This window comes from Palleniella intestinalis (genome assembly GCF_013166595.1).
Taxonomy (GTDB): Bacteria; Bacteroidota; Bacteroidia; order Bacteroidales; family Bacteroidaceae; genus Prevotella; species Prevotella intestinalis.
Map to the genome: position 1 here is coordinate 250,475 of NZ_JABKKG010000003.1, position 18,374 is coordinate 268,848.

12 protein-coding genes and 1 pseudogene are annotated in these 18,374 nt (G+C 48.5%); 5 read left to right on the forward strand and 8 right to left on the reverse strand.

Features of this window, described 5'->3' with window-relative positions; translation table 11 throughout:
- Positions 1–18 precede the first annotated feature (18 nt).
- Complete coding sequence (locus HPS57_RS05735) at positions 19–2,334, reverse strand: DUF2264 domain-containing protein (RefSeq protein ID WP_172181080.1); 2,316 nt, start codon at positions 2,332–2,334, stop codon at positions 19–21.
- A 188-nt stretch (positions 2,335–2,522) separates the two neighbouring features.
- On the opposite strand from HPS57_RS05735, the gene HPS57_RS05740 reads away from it, so the two are divergent.
- Positions 2,523–3,830, forward strand: a complete 1,308-nt coding sequence (locus tag HPS57_RS05740; protein ID WP_172181082.1) for an alpha-l-rhamnosidase — start codon at positions 2,523–2,525, stop codon at positions 3,828–3,830.
- Positions 3,831–4,566: 736 nt separating this feature from the next.
- On the opposite strand, the gene HPS57_RS05745 is transcribed toward HPS57_RS05740, so the two are convergent.
- The 6 genes from HPS57_RS05745 to HPS57_RS05770 form a co-directional block, all read right to left on the reverse strand.
- Positions 4,567–5,373: an inositol monophosphatase family protein gene (locus tag HPS57_RS05745; RefSeq protein WP_172181084.1), complete on the reverse strand. Its 807-nt coding sequence runs from the start codon at positions 5,371–5,373 to the stop codon at positions 4,567–4,569.
- Positions 5,374–5,549: 176 nt separating this feature from the next.
- The gene (locus HPS57_RS05750) at positions 5,550–5,708 is read right to left on the reverse strand and encodes a hypothetical protein (protein WP_172181086.1); all 159 of its coding nucleotides are present in this window, start codon (positions 5,706–5,708) and stop codon (positions 5,550–5,552) included.
- Positions 5,709–5,965: 257 nt separating this feature from the next.
- Complete coding sequence (locus HPS57_RS05755; RefSeq protein ID WP_172181088.1) at positions 5,966–6,622, reverse strand: hypothetical protein; 657 nt, start codon at positions 6,620–6,622, stop codon at positions 5,966–5,968.
- On the reverse strand, positions 6,619–7,884 hold the full coding sequence (locus tag HPS57_RS05760) for a Na+/H+ antiporter NhaC family protein (protein WP_172181090.1): 1,266 nt from the start codon (positions 7,882–7,884) through the stop codon (positions 6,619–6,621). The genes HPS57_RS05755 and HPS57_RS05760 overlap by 4 nt, the downstream gene beginning before the upstream one ends.
- A gap of 124 nt (positions 7,885–8,008) precedes the next feature.
- A complete protein-coding gene (locus HPS57_RS05765) occupies positions 8,009–9,505 on the reverse strand; it encodes a UxaA family hydrolase (protein ID WP_172181092.1) in 1,497 nt (498 codons plus the stop codon).
- 124 nt (positions 9,506–9,629) lie between these two features.
- Positions 9,630–10,694, reverse strand: a complete 1,065-nt coding sequence (locus HPS57_RS05770; protein ID WP_172181094.1) for a LacI family DNA-binding transcriptional regulator — start codon at positions 10,692–10,694, stop codon at positions 9,630–9,632.
- A 237-nt stretch (positions 10,695–10,931) separates the two neighbouring features.
- On the opposite strand from HPS57_RS05770, the gene HPS57_RS05775 reads away from it, so the two are divergent.
- The 4 genes from HPS57_RS05775 to HPS57_RS05790 all read left to right on the forward strand — a co-directional run bounded on the left by HPS57_RS05775 (position 10,932) and on the right by HPS57_RS05790 (position 16,405).
- Positions 10,932–11,954 carry a sugar kinase gene (locus HPS57_RS05775; RefSeq protein WP_135938875.1) on the forward strand — a complete coding sequence of 341 codons (1,023 nt, stop codon included), beginning with the start codon at positions 10,932–10,934 and terminating at the stop codon, positions 11,952–11,954.
- 48 nt (positions 11,955–12,002) lie between these two features.
- Positions 12,003–12,380, forward strand: a complete 378-nt coding sequence (locus tag HPS57_RS05780; RefSeq protein ID WP_172181096.1) for a four helix bundle protein — start codon at positions 12,003–12,005, stop codon at positions 12,378–12,380.
- Between the two features lie 42 nt (positions 12,381–12,422).
- Positions 12,423–13,082 (forward strand): bifunctional 4-hydroxy-2-oxoglutarate aldolase/2-dehydro-3-deoxy-phosphogluconate aldolase, encoded by a 660-nt coding sequence (locus HPS57_RS05785; protein ID WP_135938876.1) that lies wholly within the window; start codon positions 12,423–12,425, stop codon positions 13,080–13,082.
- A gap of 98 nt (positions 13,083–13,180) precedes the next feature.
- On the forward strand, positions 13,181–16,405 hold the full coding sequence (locus HPS57_RS05790) for an ATP-binding protein (RefSeq protein ID WP_172181098.1): 3,225 nt from the start codon (positions 13,181–13,183) through the stop codon (positions 16,403–16,405).
- A 798-nt stretch (positions 16,406–17,203) separates the two neighbouring features.
- Here HPS57_RS05790 and HPS57_RS05795 read toward each other — a convergent pair.
- Positions 17,204–18,335, reverse strand: a pseudogene (locus HPS57_RS05795) (DEAD/DEAH box helicase); the annotation flags it as partial.
- Positions 18,336–18,374: the final 39 nt, after the last annotated feature.

Consider the following 18,374-nt stretch of genomic DNA (forward strand, 5'->3'; position numbering starts at 1 on the left):
GGCGTTTATGTCGAAATCTTAGAACAAATCGCGGACTTTGCTCCCGTCATCCCAATGATGGTCCTTCGGGAAAGGCTTGCCGTTCCATGCCTTTTTGTTTGTCCAATCTGCAGGAGCGTCACTCCAGAAAGGATGAGTGGCAGGGAGACCGAGAGGCAGGAATGACAGTGAGGTCATGTACAGAGACCCGTTGTTCGTGTACCAGTCGGCAATGTTCGGCTGCCGTCCGGCGAATCCGATTGTCAGGAAGCCACCTTCGTTGAAATTCTCCTTGCCGTCAAACATCCTGTGCATGACCGCAGTCAATGCTGCCCGCACCTGTCCGTTGGTCAGTCCGGCAGGAAGTTTCTCGTGCCATGCCATCATTGCCAAAGGCTGCATTGTCGCCATGCGGTAGGGAATGGAACGTCCGAAGACAGGGAACGTGCCTTCCGGCGAAATCATACGCTCGAGTACGATGGCAAACTTCTGCGCCCGCTTGAGTGCACGGTCATAGTATTTCTGATAATGTATGCGTGTGCGCACCTTCGCATCTATCATAGCTTGAAGCGTTTCAAGATACATAGGGTGGAAAACAAAACTGCTGTAATAGTCAAAGGCAAAAGAAGGACCGTCGGCATACCATCCGTCGCCGACATACCACTCCTCGACTTTGCGTATTGCGGAGTTTATGCGGAAGTCATCATGTGGCGCACCCGCTTTGGCAAGCAGGCTTTCGATGGTGGCAGAGAACAGCAGCCAGTTGGTATAAGGTGGGTCGACACGGCGCAACAGTGTGAACTCCTTGATGTAGCGTTGCTTTGTTGTCTCGTCAAGTGGTGTCCACAACGCATCAAATCCGCGCAGGAAACTCTCTGCAATGTATGCCGCATCCACAAGTGGTTGTCCTTCATTGCGCCACAGGAGGTAGTCCGGGCTGTCAGGGTCAACGGCGTTCTTGTAGCTTGCGAGCGCCAGTTGGCGCAGCTCCTTGCGCTTTGCACCCTCGTCAGTGTTGTCGTCCGGCAGTGCCAGCCATGGAGCAATGCCTGCCATAAGTCTGCCGAACGCCTCCATGTAGGTCACCTTCTTGTCGCGTCCGTCCCATGTCGGGCTGACTTCCACAACCATATTCTTCTGCAGTTCGCCTTTTGCCATGTTGCTGAGGACAGGATAAGCCATATTGTAAAGCAAGTCCACCCAATACTTTCGGTCGGTATTGCTGCCTGCTTCGAGGTAGCGTGTGTACTCGCAGGCTGCAAGCAGGAATGCACCGACACCGAAGTTTGATGTGGATTTTGCGTCAACCACCTGTCCCGGAATAGCCTTCTCGCCGATAGGCTGCACGTAGCCTATGCGCCCGTCCTTCTGCAAAGCAGTGTTCTTGAGATAGTTCCAGCCTTTCAAAGCCGCATCCTTGTATTTCGCTTCGGTAAGGTAACCATTGTTTATTCCCCACAGAAGACCGTAGGTGAAGAATGCCGTACCGGAGGTTTCCGGTCCCGGCGCGTGTGCTTCATCGTACATGGAACGGCTCCAATAGCCACCCTTCTGCTGACACGCCACCACACCGTCGGCAAGCCTTATGTACTTGTCCTCGAAGAATTTGCGGTGCTTGTAGTCGTCAGGCAAATCCTGAAGCACTTTCGCAAGTCCTGCAAGCACCCAGCCGTCGCCACGCGCCCAGAAGTCTTTCTTGCCGTTCGCGCTCTTATGCTTTGGATAAACATATTTCGCATCACGATAGTACAGCCCCTCATCAGCGTCATACATTATGCTGTCGGAATACAGAATATACTCATACAGCTTTTCAAGATACTTCGGGTTGCCGGTTATCTTATGCAGTTTTGTCATGACCGGCATGACCATGTACAGTCCGTCCGACCACCACCAATAATCGTTTTTCGGTGTGGACATCTCGTATTCCATCACCTGCCGTGCACGTCGTATGCGTCTGTCGTCGGGAAGGATGTTGTAAAGGTCGGCATAAGTCTGGAAGCAAATCTGCCAGTCGCCGAACAGCACATGGTTGTCCGTCTCGCCATAGTTGTATTTCCATTTCGACTTGTCGTTGCCTTTCGCGCCCTTCCATTCGTTGTGTTCAGCCCATTTCAGTGAGTAAGCAAGCCATTCCTCATTGCCTGTGAGACGGTAAGCCTCCATGTTGCCGGTGTGATACGCGGCATTATCCCAAAAGGCATTCCTTTCCGGCTTGTTGTTGCGTTGCCAATAGTTGTTGGCTTTTGCTATGATAGAGCGTACTTTTGCCGCCTCATTTGCCGGCAAAACGGTAGGGAAACACAATAAAAGACATGCAAACAGTGCTGTTTTGATATAATGTTTTCTTGAAATCATAAAACAGATAATAATTAGTTAGATATGTGAAATTTCCTTACAAAGTTAGGAAAAATTCCTGTAATCTGCAAGAATTGTGCACGAAAACGTGGAATATCGGAAGTTTTTGGCATGCAAGAAAATCTTTTTTCAAATATATTGTGTAAATTTGCACTTGAAGACTATGCAATCCATGTAAAACAAATAAAATGAAAATCAGTATCTTTCTTGCTGCTATGCTTGCTTTGACAAGTGTGGCAGCCTTCCCGAAAAGCCCTAAAACAAAGCCGTTGAAGACGCATCTTTCGATGGTGGGGAGCGGCTGGAGCGGCACTTCCGTCAATACGGCGGTGTTCCGTACGAACTCCGTGGCCTCGCACGGCAACACGCAATATGTGTCCTATTACGATGCGGACGGTTTCCTTACCCTTGCCAAACGGCGCATGGGGACGGACAAATGGACCGTGCAGCGCAGCCAATACAAGGGGAATGTCAAGGATGGGCATAACGTAATCTGCATAGGCATTGACGGTGACGGCTACCTTCATGTGGCATTTGACCACCACGGGCATCCGCTGCGCTATGCCCGCAGCATAGCTCCCGGCAGCCTTACGCTTGGTGACCGGGAGCCGATGACCGGCATTGACGAGAAGAATGTGACATACCCGGAGTTCTATACCCTTGCCGACGGTGACCTGCTCTTTGTCTATCGCTCAGGCGCTTCAGGGCGCGGAAACATGGCGATGAACCGTTATGACAGGCGGACGAAGCAATGGATTAGGGTTCAGGACTCGCTGATTGACGGCGAGAACCAACGCAGTCCGTATTGGCAGGTGTATGTCGACGGCAAGGGAATAATCCATGTTTCGTGGGTATGGCGTGAGACATGGCTCGTGGAGACAAACCATGATTTGTGCTATGCGCGTTCTGCTGACGGCGGAAAGACATGGACTCGCAGTGACGGAACGCCATACGTGCTGCCGATAACTGCCGCAAATGCGGAATACGCCTGGCGCATACCGCAAAACTCAGAGCTGATAAACCAAACTTCCATGACGGCGGATGCCGATTCGCGCCCATACATCGTGACCTATTGGCGTGACAGTGACTCCACCGTTCCGCAGTACAGGCTGGTGTGGCATGACGGCGGGAAGTGGGGCAGCCGTGTCATATCCCGGCGCACCACGCCATTCTCCTTGTCAGGCGGCGGCACGAAAATGATTCCCATTTCCCGCCCGAGGATAGTTGCCGACGGCAAGAATGTCGGTGTCATCTTCCGCGATGTTGAGCGCGACAGCCGTGTGTCCTATGCCTATTCCACCACTGGCTGCAACGGCGAGTGGCAGACCGTTGACCTTACCGACTTCCCCGTTGGTGCATGGGAGCCAAGCTGTGACACAGAATTATGGCGCAGCAAGCAACGCCTTGACATCTTTGTGCAGCAGACATCGCAGGGCGACGGCGAGCGCACGGTGGACGCTGCACCGACTCCGGTGTATGTCTTGGAGGTGCGATAGGATGATATTGATAGTCAATGTGATAATGTTGTGATAAAGCATTGTGTTCAAGTAAGCAACTGTTGAAAAAGAGTTTTCAACAGTTGCTTACTATAAAACCGATATTTTTATGTGGCTATTTATAGCTTTTCCTCTTAGTCTATTATTCGGTTATCACATTTTTCCGATACAAAAATACTCATTTTATCACATTTTTCCAGGTGTTTTTGGGTGCTGTTTATCACATTTTTCCAAGAAAAGGAAGGGAAGATGTTGTTTTTTGCATATTCTCAGTGTATGGTAAAAAAGCTATCTGTATGCTTGCGAGAGACTGATGATTTAGGCATGAAAAATATGCATGAGTTTTCTAATGTTTTACTTGTAATAATTGGAAAAATATGCTTCATTTTGCCAATTATGACCTTTCGTTATGCAAAAAGTAGTACTTTAGATGATGAAAAGTTATACTTTGTGTGGTAAAAGGTTATGAAAAACACTGCATTTTGTTACCAAAAAACTGGTAAAAATGCAGTGTTTTTTATATTTTCATGTGAGACGTATTGGGTAAGTTGTTGATTGCCAGTGTGATGAGTAAATGCGTGAGATTTTAAAATTCCCACATTTCTTATCAGAAAAAATCTACAAGCGATTCTCCAGAGGGCAAAATGCCGTGAGTTTTCTAATTATTCTGTTGCAGAGGGAAAGAAAGCAGGGGCTCGCTGTTCGGTGAAACAAGCATTGTCGCTGTGCTTGCCGGCTATTTCCGGCAGTGCTTGCGCACAATGTCAAGCAGCAGGCGGTGGTTGTCAGGAGAATTGCCTGCGACGAGGCCGCATGGGTCAATGCAGGTTACGGCATTGCCCTCAAGGTCGGTGATTATGCCTCCTGCTTCGGTGAGGATGAGGGATGCTGCAGCATAGTCCCATGGGCTGAGGATATATTCAAAATAGAGTTCGCAGCGTCCCATGGCAACATAGCACAGTTCCGGTGCACAGGCTCCGAAGCGTCTGAGGTCATTGATCTGTGGGAAAGTCTCGCTGATTATTGCCGAGCATACGGCGGCGTGCTCCTTATGGTACACCGGCAGGGCGGTGCATAGCAGGGAATTGCCGAAAGAACGATGTGAGACACTGATGCGTCTGGCTGGTTTGAGTGTTGTTTTTGTCTCGCAGTCAATCATTTCAAGGTATGCCCCTTTGCCTTTTTCTGCAAAGAATAGTTCACCGGTGATAGGGATGTAGACCATGCCGAGCTGCATGGCGGAATCTTTGCGCAGTCCGACACAGATGGCTGATTGTGCTATGCCGCGGCTGTAGTTTGCCGTGCCGTCGATAGGGTCGATAATCCATGTGTACTCATGTGTGGCATCATTGATGTCTTTCTCTTCGCATAGGAATCCGCTTTCAGGAAGGATTGTAGAGAGATTCTTGCATAGGAAGTCTTGGACGGCGACATCTGACGAGGTGACAATGTTTGCCATTCCGTCTTTTTCCTCTATTTCAAATGCATCTGTGGACATCAGGCGCGATGCTTCAAGTACAATCTGTTTTACTTTGTCTATCATGTGTTGGTGTGTTATGTAGGTTTGATGTTTCTTTCTTTTTGTACTTTGCACAGGCTGTTGGCAAAGTGTATGCCAATACAGGATTGTGATGGTCTCTGTTGTCAGGGAAACAAAAAGACCGCCGACTCTGAGAGCCAGCGGTCATGTCTGTCGTACTGTTCGTACTAAGTTGATGATTAAGCAACTGTGTCAACAGCAACTGTGTCAACAGCAACTGTGTCAACAGCAACTGTGTCAACAGTGTCAGTAGCAGGAGCCTGCTCTGTTTTGTTACCACCGCAAGATGCGAATGAGATAGCTGCCATAGCTACGAACATAAATACCAATTTCTTCATTTCTTTTTAAGCTTTTAAATCTGTAAAACAATCAATTGTTATTAAAACGATGCAAAGGTACATACTTTTTTGAATCCTGCAAAGTTTTTTTATGTTTTTTTTTAGGGGTTATGTGTAACTTTTTCGCAAAGTATTGATTATCAGGTGTTATATGAAAGTTAAAATAATGTTAACATTAATAGGTGTGTACATAAACTGTAAAAACCTATGATTTTTGTGCAGGTGGGATTGTGTGGCTGCCGGTGGTGTTTCCTGCTTTATTCTTCGATGCTGTCAAGTGCGTTTTTGGTCAGTTGGCTCCAGTAGCCTATGGCACCGAATGGTGAATAGCGCAGCAGTGAGGTGGTTTTTCCTACAAATCCGATGGCTGTCTTACGTTGCAGCTCTTCGCAGACAAGTGTCCGTGTGTTCTTGTATTTTTTATAGAGGAAAGGCAGTTCGTCAGCGTCAAACCCGAATATGTCCATCAGCAATGAGCCGATGAGGGAGCTCATGCGGCGGATGTGCAGTTTGCTTATCCAGTTGTCGAGTTTGACAAAATCCACGCGGTCTCCTCTTTGGCGGAGATATTGCCCTATGAGTATGATGCCGGGAATGGATGTCCCGAGCCTTTCGATATGGTCCACATTATATATAATAAGGTTGAGGAACTCCAGCGTTTCAGTTGAAGTGTCGATGCTGTGCGGCTCTTCATGCCATATTGTCTCCCTTTTCTTTTCTTGGAATTTGCTGACAAAATGGTAACGTTCTGCACAGGAGTAAGGTTCGATCTCTTCTTCTGCTTTCTTCATGAGCAGTTCTGTCTGCTGCCATTTCCATTGGGACATAGGGATAGACTCTTCTTCCGAGTTGAACGCAGTGCGGCGCATGAGGATGAAGAGGTTGTCAAAAATGATTTCTGTGGTTCTGTTCATTTGTCTGTAAACCGACGTGGGCGGCCTGTTATTATAGCCACGGTAGCGCAGATACCTAAGGCGTATGGGTAGAACAAGTAGGGAATGATTTCTATTGGAGCGATAGCCGCGAGTCCTCCTGCCATGAGCAGCTGTGCCCCATAGGGTATGATGCCTTGTGCAAAGCATGAGAACGAGTCGAGTATGGATGCGGAGCGTCGCGGGTCAATGCCGAACTTTTCAGCTATTTGCCTGGCTATTGGTCCTACGGTGATTATTGCCACGGTGTTGTTGGCGGTGCAGAAGTTGACTACACTGACGAGGATTGCTATCGCTGCTTCTCCTCCCCGGCGGTTGTCAATGTGGCGTGTGATGCGGTTGATGATAAGGTTTATGCCTCCGTTTTCACGGACAATTTCAAGCATTCCGCCGGCAAGCATGGTGACGATTATCAGTTCGGACATTCCGAGAATGCCGGTGTTCATTGACAGCATCCAGCCGAAGATGTCGAAAGCTCCGCTCATTATGCCGATGATTCCTGTCAAAGCAATGCCTATGGTGAGGACAACGAGCACATTAAGTCCTGCGGCTGCCGTCACAAGGACAATGAGATAAGGCAGTACTTTTAGGAAGTTTACCTCATGGATGCCTGTCGGACTGCCGGTGTTTCTGCCAATGAAGAGGTAGAGAAAGAAGATGGCTATGGCAGCCGGAGCAACGATGAAGAGATTCGCCCTGAACTTGTCGCTCATTTTGCAGCCTTGTGTCTGTGTTGCGACTACAGTTGTGTCGGATATGAATGACAGGTTGTCACCAAAGAATGCTCCACCCACGACTACGGCTGTCATCATTGCGATGCTTGTCCCTGTTGACGCAGCGAGGCCTGAGGCGATAGGGACGAGTGCCACCACCGTGCCGACACTTGTTCCTACGGAAATGGATATGAAGCATGCGGCAAGGAAGATCCCGGCCATGAGCATGTCGGGTGGAAGGTAGGCGAGGGCGAGGTTTACTGTGTTGTCTATGCTTCCCATCTCTTTTGCGGAAGAGGCGAATGCGCCGGCGAGGATGAAGATGAGAATCATGAGGATCATGTTCTCAGAGCTTGCGCCACGGGAGAACACCTTGACTCTTTCTTTCAGCGGTTTGCCTTTCAGCGTTGCCATGGCCACTATGGCAGAAGCCAGAAAAGCCACCGTTATAGGCACTTTGTAGAAATCGCCCATAACGATGGATACAACCAGATACAGTGTTATGAATGTGAGGAGTGGGAGTAATGCCATGTGCTTTTGACTTCCATCTTTTACCGTTATTATGAAAGTGAACAAAATCAGCTTTCTCGTTGTCGCACAACGGGTATCGCTGGTTTTGTTCACTCTATTGCAGGGCGGGAAAGCCGCCTTTTGATTACAATGTCACGCCGTTCTTGAAGATAGAAATCTCACGGTAGCCGTTGATTTCGTTGCGTGCCGGTTCACCTGAAGCGACAGCGAGCACCTTGTCAATGAACTCATTGCGGACGGTAAGCATGTCCTTGCCTTCGATAAGCTGGCCGGCATTGAAGTCTATCCAGTTTGACTTGCGGCTTGCAAGGGTAGGGTTGGTTGCGACTTTCATTGTTGGCACGAATGTTCCGAATGGAGTTCCGCGTCCAGTTGTAAAGAGCACGATGTGGCACCCAGCACTTGCCAGAGCGGTGGAAGCCACGAGGTCGTTGCCCGGAGCGGAGAGGAGGTTAAGTCCGTTGACCTGCAGACGGTCGCCATAGCCGAGGACTCCGCTGACAGGAGCACGTCCGCACTTCTGTGTACAGCCGAGAGCTTTGTCCTCAAGTGTTGAGATGCCGCCCTTCTTGTTGCCCGGTGAAGGGTTCTCTCCTACAGGCTCACCGTGGGAAAGGAAGTACTCTTTGAAGTCGTTGACGAGTTTCACAGTGTCCTCGAAGAGCTCTTTTGTCTCGCAACGGTTCATGAGGATTGTCTCAGCACCGAACATTTCAGGTACTTCTGTGAGGATTGATGTGCCGCCCTGTGCCACAAGCCAGTCAGACAGTTCTCCTACAAGAGGGTTGGCTGTGATGCCGGAGAAACCGTCAGAGCCGCCACATTTCAAGCCTATGCGCAGCTTTGATACCGGCACATCCTCACGCTTGTCCTCCTTGGCAATCTTGTAAAGGTCACGCAGGATCTCCATTCCTGCTTCAACCTCGTCGCCGTCAACATCCTGTGTTACAAGGAGCTTGATGCGTTCTTTGTCATAATCGCCGAGCATTTCCATGAAATCCTTTGGCTGGTTGTTCTCGCAACCGAGGGAGAGTACGAGCACTGCACCTGCATTTGGGTGGAGAACGAGGTCACGGAGCACTTTTCTTGTGTTCTCATGGTCATCAGACAACTGTGAGCAGCCATAGTTGTGATGCCATGTGTAGACAGCGTCGATGCCCTCACACTTGGTCTCTTCGCGAAGTTTCTCTGCAAGTTTCTCTGCAATGCCGTTAACACAGCCAACGGTAGGCACAATCCACACCTCGTTGCGTACACCTACATCGCCGTTCTTGCGTACATAGCCTTTGAATGTGCGGTTCTCACAAGGGATTGTCAGTTTTTCGTCTACCGGATTGTATGTATATTCAAGTTTTCCGGAAAGGTTTGTTTTCAAGTTGTCCTCGTTGACCCATTCGCCTGCTTTGAGAGCTGTCATGGCGTGTCCGATAGGATAACCGTACTTTATGATGTTCTCGCCCTCTGCCTTGTCTTCAATAAGGACTTTATGTCCTGCAGGAGTATCCTGAAGAAGAGTGATTGACTTTCCGTCAACTTCAATCTGTGTGCCTTTTGCGATAGGCTGTAGGCAGACAACTACGGAGTCGGCAGGATTGATTTTTAAGAATGCTTGCTGCTTCATAATTTGTTTAGATTTATTGTTTGTAAGATTTTGATATAATAGTTTCTGTCATGCAGTTAATGGATTCCTAAGTGCCTGCTTGTAAAGCATTTCATCAAATGCAGCCCACTTTTGTGTAATGGTCCTAAATTTGCTTATGCTGGTAGAAATCGACATTCTCTTTCGTGAGAAGCTCGATAGGCATGTAATTCACAGGGTTCACCTCCTGTTTCAGTATGATGGCACGGAACAATGCATCCACACAGTTGTATCCCTGCATATACCCATGTTGTGCTATCAGGAACGAGATGCTGCCCTGGCGGATGCATTCCGCATTCTTTTTAATCATGTCATAGCCCATTATCTGTACATTCCTGCGGTTGGTACGCTGGATGAACTCCGCAACGATATACGCCTTTGAGGTGAAAGTGATGCAATGGTGTATCTTCGGATGGTTTTCAAAGAACTTCTCAAGCAGTTCGTTGTGTGTCTTCGCATCTTTCTCCAACAGCAGGTCAAGCTCTATTACCTTTATTTCAGGGTAATGCTCATTGATATAGTGGCGGAATCCGACTTCACGGTTATACTGCTGCTTTGATGCAATATTTCCGTTCCTTGTCTGTTTCATCAGCATTATCTCCTTTTCGTTTCCGGCAACAAGCATCATCATCTTGGCAGCAAACTGCCCTGAGCAGAAAGGGTCTTGACCATAGAACGCCAAAGGCTTCAGGTCGGGAAGATATGAGTCAAGGAATATAAAAGGTATGTCAAGTTCGTGGAGCTTGTCAGTGAACGTGCGTGTGTATTCGAGTGATGCCGGTACGACAATCACGCCATCAGGCTTTTCTGTCATGCATTGCAGGCATGTGTCATGGAAAGAGTCAGCACAGAAACGGTCGTAGCGTATTGTACGGACATTTATCTTGAAGTCACGATGAGTCTCTACGGCATGCATGGCTCCTTCCTCAACTTCAGTCCAATAGTCTTCGGACTCCTTCTTTGGCAACAGCAGGTAGAATGTGCAATGACGGTTGGTAGCCATTGCTGAAGCGTAGGCGTTTGGCTGGTAGTTTATGGTCTCCAACACATTCTTTACCTTTTCTAATGCAGATTTCGACACGTTGGGGCGGTTGTGTAGCACTCTGTCAACTGTTCCCACCGAGACTCCGGCACGTTTTGCTATATCCTTTATTGTTACCTTTTGACTCATTGCTTAAAGATATTGTTCTGGAATTCTTTGCAAAAATAGTAATAAAATTTGAATTGTGCGAACACACAGTCCATAAAAATATTAAAAAAAGTCATTTTTTTCATTATTTTCTTCTTTTATTAGCAAAATTATGTGTAGTTTTGTAGATGATTTTAATCAAGTGTATGGATTGAGAGACATAATTTATAACAAATATATCTATAACATTATAAACATAACTTAAATCAGAACAAAACTATGGCAAAAGTGGTGACACTCGGCGAGATTATGCTTCGCCTTAGTCCTAACGGACAGGATCGTTTCATTCAGACAGACATTTTCCGCATCATCCCTGGTGGTGGCGAGGCAAATGTGGCAGTAAGCTGTGCCAACTATGGTCACGATGCTTATCTTGTGACAAAGCTCCCTGCTCATGAAATCGGTCAGATTGCTGTCAACTCTCTTCGCCGTTACGGTGTGAACACTGAGTTCATTGCACGTGGCGGTGATCGTGTAGGTCTTTACTATTGCGAGACAGGTGCTTCAATGCGTCCTTCAAAGGTTATTTATGACCGTGCAAACTCTGCCATTGCAGAGGCAAATCCTGAGGATTTCGATTTCGATGCAATCATGGAAGGTGCAGACTGGTTCCACTGGTCAGGCATCACTCCTGCTATCTCTGACAAGGCTGCCGAGCTGACAAAGCTTGCTTGCGAGGCTGCCAAGCGTCACGGTGTGACAGTGTCTGTTGACCTTAACTTCCGCAAGAAGCTCTGGACATCAGAGAAGGCTATCTCTATCATGCGTCCTCTCATGCAGTACGTTGATGTCTGCATAGGCAATGAGGAAGACGCAGAGCTCTGCCTCGGCTTCAAGCCTGACGCAGACGTAGAGGGTGGCGAGACAAATGCTGCCGGCTACGAGGGCATCTTCAAGCAGATGAAGGAAGAGTTCGGCTTCAAGTATGTCGTATCTACTCTCCGCGAGTCTTACTCTGCAACCTTCAACGGCTGGAAGGCTCTCATCTATGACGGCAAGGAGTTCTATCAGTCAAAGCGTTACGAAATCAACCCAATCATTGACCGCGTAGGTGGCGGTGACTCATTCTCCGGTGGTCTTATCCATGGTCTTCTCACTAAGGAGACACAGGGCGAGGCTCTTGAGTTCGCTGTTGCTGCTTCTGCTCTCAAGCACACTATCAACGGTGACTACAACCTCGTCAATGCTTCTGAGGTAGAGGCTCTTGCAGGTGGTAACGCTAACGGTCGCGTACAGCGCTAATTGGTTGACAATTTAGGAATTGACAATTTACTACTATTACTTAAGGATATGACGACGGCAGAATTGAAGGAACGGATGAAGAGGTTCGCCCTTCGCATTCTGAAAATGGTTGATTCTCTGCCAAGAACATATTCTGGAGTCGCAATAGCAAAACAGATTGTCAGATCAGGCACATCGCCTGGTGCAAATTATCGTGCTGCTTGTTTGGCGAAGTCGCATAAAGACTTCGTCAACAAGTTAAAGATTGTTGAGGAAGAATTGGACGAAACCATATATTGGATAGAACTCATCATTGATGCAGAACTTATTCCTGAACGAAAGATGAGACCTTTATATGGTGAGGCTGTGGAGCTATTAAAAATAATAGTTAGCTCCATTAATACTTCAAAGAGAAACCTCAACAATTCCGCAAGTAGTTTGCAGTAGTAACAGTAGTAAATGGTAAATAAAAAAATAGTAAATAAAGTAATGGCAAAGTTCGATAAGTTTCAGGTGATGGCGAAAATCGCTGCAGCACCTATGGTTCCTGTTTTCTATAACAAGGACGTTGAGGTTTGTAAGAATGTAATCAAGGCTTGCTACGAAGGTGGCGTACGCGCTTTCGAGTTCACTAACCGTGGCGACTTCGCTCACGAGGTGTTCGGTGAACTTTCAAAGTGGGCTAACACAGAGTGCCCTGAACTCGCTCTCGGCATCGGTTCTGTAGTTGACGCTCCTACGGCAGCTCTTTACCTCCAGCTTGGTGCAAACTTCGTTGTAGGTCCGCTCTTCAACCCTGACGTTGCTGTTGTCTGCAACCGCCGTTGCGTGACATACTGTCCGGGATGTCTCACACCATCCGAAATCGGCAAGGCTCAGGAAGTCGGATGCGACTTCACAAAGGTGTTCCCTGGCGATGTTGTCGGCACAAACCTCATCAAAGGCCTCATGGCTCCAATGCCTTGGTCAAAGATTATGGTCACAGGCGGTGTTGCTCCTGAGAAGGAGAACCTTGAGAAGTGGTTTGCAGCAGGCGTGTTCTGCGTAGGCATGGGCTCCAAGCTCTTCCCTAAGGACAAGGTTGCGGCAGGCGACTGGCAGTACATCACTGACAAGTGCAAAGAGGCTCTCAGCTACTGCAAGAAGTAAGAACCCGATACACGGCTGTTCACAGACAGGAGACTATCCAATGACGCATCACAGTGTGTCTCCAAGGACAGCCATAAATGATAATTGAGGAAAATAAGTTGTCATTTATAAGTAACATAACAGGCAGACTTTCTATCATCATAACGATGATGGGAAGTCTGCTTTCTTTTTACTCCTGTTCGGATGATGACCCAGAGGCACAGCGTCTGAACAGGATAGCCTACTCGCAGCACTACCGTTCCCTTGAAAAGACAAAGCAGTATTCTGACAGTGTCCTGACGCTTCCTGCTGCTTCCGCAGACCAAAGGGCTGAGGCTTTGAACAACTTGGCTTTCCATCATATAGGCAAGATGCAGTATGCTGTTGCAGACTCGCTTTTGAGAAAAGTGCATCAGACGACGGACAACAGCATCGAACTTCTCATTGCCTCTGTCCAGCAGATGCGCATCTGCCAGCGTTGCTCTGCAAATAAGGACTACTACCAGTACCGCCAGAATGCGTTGCAGCACTTGAAACGCATAAAGACAGAACAGCCGGCACTGTCGGAACATGAGCAGGAAAGACTGTTGTACGGCGAGAGTGAGCTGTATCTTGTCTCCTCAGTCTATGACTATTATGTCGGAAACACAGACGCAGCTGTGGCGTCGCACCTAAAGGTTGACAGTCTTGTCGGGCTGCGCCGTGACACTGCACAGTACGTCGCTTTTCTCTACAATATCGGCTCCGGCGGCATCCTCCGCCATGGAACAAAGGAAAACATTGCCCACCAAGAGCTGGAATGCCTGATGCTTTGCTACATCATCTCTCGTGAGAACGGCTACATTTATTGGTGTGCCAATGTCTTGCAGGCGCTAAGTGAGCAAATGATGGATAACCCTGACATGGAGATGCCTGACGAACGCTTGGCACGAAGGTACATGGGCATTGACAGCATACAAGGCTCTTTCGTGCCGGGAACCCTTGCCGACAAGGCGCTGCGGCTGTTCAATGACTATGGTGATGTCTACCAACAGGCGGCTGCATGGCGTACCTTGTCACGCTGCTACATCCGTGTAGGCGACTATCCCGGTGCCGTCTACTCCTTGCAGCAGGCGGTGAAAGGTGATTCCGCAATAGCCCAGGCTCCTGCTCTCATGGCATCAATCCACGAACAGTTCTCGATAGCTTTCTCGGCAATGGACATGAAGCAGGAGAGCGACCGACACCGCAACACATATCTTGACCTTTACGAGAACACGCGCCAGGACAAGCAATTGGAGGCGCGTGCCGAGCAGCTTGGCAGCCAAGTGCAATGGCTCAACATACTTATATATATAATAATATGTGTCGTTGCCGCGCTTTTGTTCCTCCTTCTCTATCTCGTCATGCGCCGCAGACGCATGACACGTGCCGGAAAACCTTTGGCAAAAATGTCGTCAATGCAAGAAGAAAGCCGGCAGGGCATAGCGGATCTTGAAGAGAAATTGGAGGAGTGCGAAGAGCAATGTGCCATGGCAGAGCATGAACTCTCCGTGCTTCAGGAGACCTATGCAGAGCATCGCGCCAAGATGCACCTGATAAACTCAATGACACCACTCATAGACCGGATGCTGCACGAGACATCATCGCTTTGCGGAAAGGCAGAGTCGGAGGAGATGCGTGAGGGGCGCAGGCAGTACATAGTGGAGCTTGTGGAGCAGATAAACAGCCGGAATGACTTCCTTACCACATGGATAAAACTGAGACAGGGCGAACTGTCCCTCCATATCGAGTCCTTCCCTTTGCAGCCATTGTTTGACATCATACGCAATAATGCTGCAAGCTATACGCATCGAGGCATAAGGCTTGAGGTGGAGGACACTGCCGAGACGGTGAAGGCGGACAGGAGTCTTACACTCTTTATGCTCAACACGTTGTGCGACAATGCGAGGAAATTCACAGCGCGTGATGGTTCTGTAAAGGTTTATGCGCGCCGGGAACGAAATGGTAGCATGGTGGAAATCTCTGTCGAGGACAATGGTTGCGGCATGACGGAACGGCAGACAGAGCGTGTCTTTGATGTGAAGCCGATTGCCGACGAGGTGACACGCGGCATGAACACTGCCGGCATGTCCCATGGATTCGGACTTATCAACTGTAAGGGTATCATTGAAAAGTACAAGAAGACCAATGCGCTTTTTGCCGACTGCATGATAGGTGTGGAGAGTGAAGAGGGCAGGGGCTCGCGCTTTTTCTTCCGTCTGCCTGTTGGCGTGAAGCGTCTTTCCATGGCGGTTATGGCATTTGCCTTGTCCTTCAGTGCCGGTGCACAGGATTATGTCTCCCTTGCTGACAGTGTCTATGAGTGCAATGTGAAAGGCAGATACTCCGAAGCACTTGACTTTGCGAAACGTTGCATAGAGGAAATCAACGAGGATTATGTTGCCGGAGGCGGACAACGCAGCGACACACTGATGTTCTTTGACCGTGAGATGGCATCTTCCGCAGACATGCGCTGGCTGAATGACTCCGTTTCCTTTGACTATCAGCTGCTGATGTCCTTGCGCAATGAGATTGCTGTGTCTGCTCTTGCCCTGCATGAATGGGACATATATGCGTACAACAACAGGATTTACACGCAGATGTACAAGGAATATTATGCCGACACCACGCTTGCCGACTACTGCCGGCGCATGCAGGTCACAGAGACCAACCGCAATGTGGCGATAGTCCTTCTTGTCATTCTGCTGTTCCTTTTCCTGCCTGTCTACTATTTTGCGTACTACAAATATGTCATCAAGGATGTACGTTCAGCCATGGATGCCATGCGCAGGGAAAGGAGAAAGCGTGAGAAACTGCTTGCCGAATTGCGTGAACGCAATGATAGGATGTCTTTTGAGCGTGATAGGTTGCATGTCCTTGACAATGTGATGGCTAACTCCTTTTCTGCCATAAAGCATGAGACAATGTACTATCCTTCCCGCATCCGCCAGTTGCTTCTTGATGCGGATGCTGACCTGTCGTATTGCGAACTGGACGAGGTGACACGCTATTACCGTGCGGTCTACGGCATATTGGCGCAGCAGGCTATGGCAAACAGCCGGCAGAAACTTCCGCCTGTCGTCCTCATGGATATTCTTTTGCGGAATCTTGCCCGACTGAGTGGGCAGCGCAAGGCGGACATTGTGCCGAACGAAAGCGATGGACAGTACATCATCTACCGTATAGAGATCATGCGCCATGATGAAGTCCGCATAAGAATCTGCACGCAGATAGTCCGTGACCTTGGGGAGATGTTCACTCTTCACAGGTGCGGCACGGCTTTGGAAGGCTCTGCATTTCAGGTCGTTGCTCCAAAGATGTGAAAGTCATTGGTGTATGCTAAAACTCCACAAGTTGTTGTGAAATCACGTTTTAATGTGAAATGTTTCGCATAAGATGTGGCTCCGCCACACTTTTACAGCGAAATCCTGTTGCTGTATGCGAGGATAGTGGCTTGTCACAACTGAAACAGATGAATGAATGTGTTGTATATGTTTGGCGGACGACACCAATATTTTAACATTTGCTATTGCTCCACACATCATCGTAATTTCGTCGAACTCACGTTAAATAGGGTGTTGATATGCGAGTCCTCGCAAATGAAACTCATTTCAAAGTTAGTGATTTATTATTATTATGTACGACACTAACAGTGGTTTTGTTAATATGTAAACAAATGGGTTGCTGTAGTTTGCATATTGTCATCAAAATAGCGGTTTTGTAAAACTAATAAAACAAGAAATGTTAAAATAGTATAGATACAATGAAAGGTAACACTTTGTCATGCAAAGTGTTACCTTTCATTAAGTCAAGCGTTACCTTTTACCGTGCAAAAGGTAACCGTTCAATGTGTCACTTGATACTGTATGCTGATTAAGCCTACAGTTACTTGCCGTTTTTACTGTGTCCTACGAGTGATTAGCCTTGTGGCTTTTCTTCGTTGCCCTTGTTGGCAGGCTTGCGGCGTGGACGGCTTTGCTTCTTTTTAGGAGAAGCCTCCCTGTGTGGTTTTGCCTTGTTTGTCTTTGTGCGTTGTGAAGGTCGAGCGTTGCGTTTTCCTCCCTGCCTTTGGCGTGAGAAGTCTTTCTTTGCGGTTTTGTACTCAGGGCCGTTGTCAAGACCGTCAGGCATAGGGAGTTTTGTGACCTCGCGTTCAAGGAATTTCTCTATCATCTGGAAATAATAGATGTCACCCTCGCTGACGAGAGTGATGGCGCGTCCGTCCCTCTGTGCACGTGCCGTGCGGCCTATGCGGTGGACATAATCCTCAGCATCATGCGGCACATCGTAGTTGATTACCATGAGAATGTCGTCGATGTCAATGCCTCGTGACACGATGTCCGTGGCGACAAGCACATCAATCTGCCCTGCCTTGAAGCGGAACATGATGTCATCGCGCTCCGCCTGTGTAAGGTCGGAGTGCATCGCCCCACAGTTGATTTTCATGCGTGTGAGTTTGGTGGCAATGTCCTTGACCTTCGTCTTTTTGCCGGAGAAGATGATTACGCGCTGCAAGTCGCCTTGGCGGAATATGCTTTCTATGATGCGCAGCTTCTGCGGTTCGTAGCAGACGTAAGCTGCCTGTTGGATTTTCTCGGCAGGCTTTGACACTGCAATCTTCACTTCCACAGGGTTTTTGAGGATTGTCTTAGCAAGTTCCTCGATTTTCTCAGGCATGGTTGCCGAGAACATTATTGTCTGGCATGTCGGCGGAAGTTCCTTTGCTATCTTCATGATGTCCTCGGAGAATCCCATGTCAAGCATGCGGTCAGCCTCGTCGAGGATGAAGAATGAGCAGCGCGAGAGGTCGAGATTGCCGATTTGGAGGTGGGAGATGAGGCGTCCCGGAGTGGCTATGAGAAGTCCTGCCCCCTCTTTCATGGCTTTCACTTCCTGGTCGAAGCGGTTGCCGTCGTTACCTCCGTAGACAGGGATTGAGGATATTCCGTCAAGGTAGTAGCCGAAGCCCTGCATCGCCTGGTCAATCTGCTGTGCGAGTTCTCTGGTCGGCGACATGATGACGCAGTTGATTGCGTCGCTTGGAAAGTCGTTAGGATAGTCGTCGATGAGCGAGAGCACCGGCAGGAGGTAAGCTGCTGTCTTGCCTGTTCCTGTCTGTGCGATGCCGAGGACATCCTCGCCGTTGAGTATGTGTGGTATGGTCTTTTCCTGTATTGGTGTGCATTCCTCGAACTTCATGTCGTAGAGTGCATCAAGGATATTGTACGAGAGGTCTAATTCTTCAAATTTCATTAAATGTTCTTTCTTGTTTTGTTGTTTTCAAATTGCTGT

Bases quoted from the DNA above. Each gene is read 5' to 3' on its own strand.
- HPS57_RS05745 (WP_172181084.1), bottom strand. From the start codon at position 5,373: ATGATAGACAAAGTAAAACAGATTGTACTTGAAGCATCGCGCCTGATG.
- HPS57_RS05750 (WP_172181086.1), bottom strand. From the start codon at position 5,708: ATGAAGAAATTGGTATTTATGTTCGTAGCTATGGCAGCTATCTCATTC.
- HPS57_RS05760 (WP_172181090.1), bottom strand. From the start codon at position 7,884: ATGGCATTACTCCCACTCCTCACATTCATAACACTGTATCTGGTTGTA.
- HPS57_RS05780 (WP_172181096.1), top strand. From the start codon at position 12,003: ATGACGACGGCAGAATTGAAGGAACGGATGAAGAGGTTCGCCCTTCGC.
- HPS57_RS05770 (WP_172181094.1), bottom strand. From the start codon at position 10,694: ATGAGTCAAAAGGTAACAATAAAGGATATAGCAAAACGTGCCGGAGTC.
- HPS57_RS05740 (WP_172181082.1), top strand. From the start codon at position 2,523: ATGAAAATCAGTATCTTTCTTGCTGCTATGCTTGCTTTGACAAGTGTG.
- HPS57_RS05785 (WP_135938876.1), top strand. From the start codon at position 12,423: ATGGCAAAGTTCGATAAGTTTCAGGTGATGGCGAAAATCGCTGCAGCA.
- HPS57_RS05755 (WP_172181088.1), bottom strand. From the start codon at position 6,622: ATGAACAGAACCACAGAAATCATTTTTGACAACCTCTTCATCCTCATG.
- HPS57_RS05765 (WP_172181092.1), bottom strand. From the start codon at position 9,505: ATGAAGCAGCAAGCATTCTTAAAAATCAATCCTGCCGACTCCGTAGTT.
- HPS57_RS05775 (WP_135938875.1), top strand. From the start codon at position 10,932: ATGGCAAAAGTGGTGACACTCGGCGAGATTATGCTTCGCCTTAGTCCT.
- HPS57_RS05735 (WP_172181080.1), bottom strand. From the start codon at position 2,334: ATGATTTCAAGAAAACATTATATCAAAACAGCACTGTTTGCATGTCTT.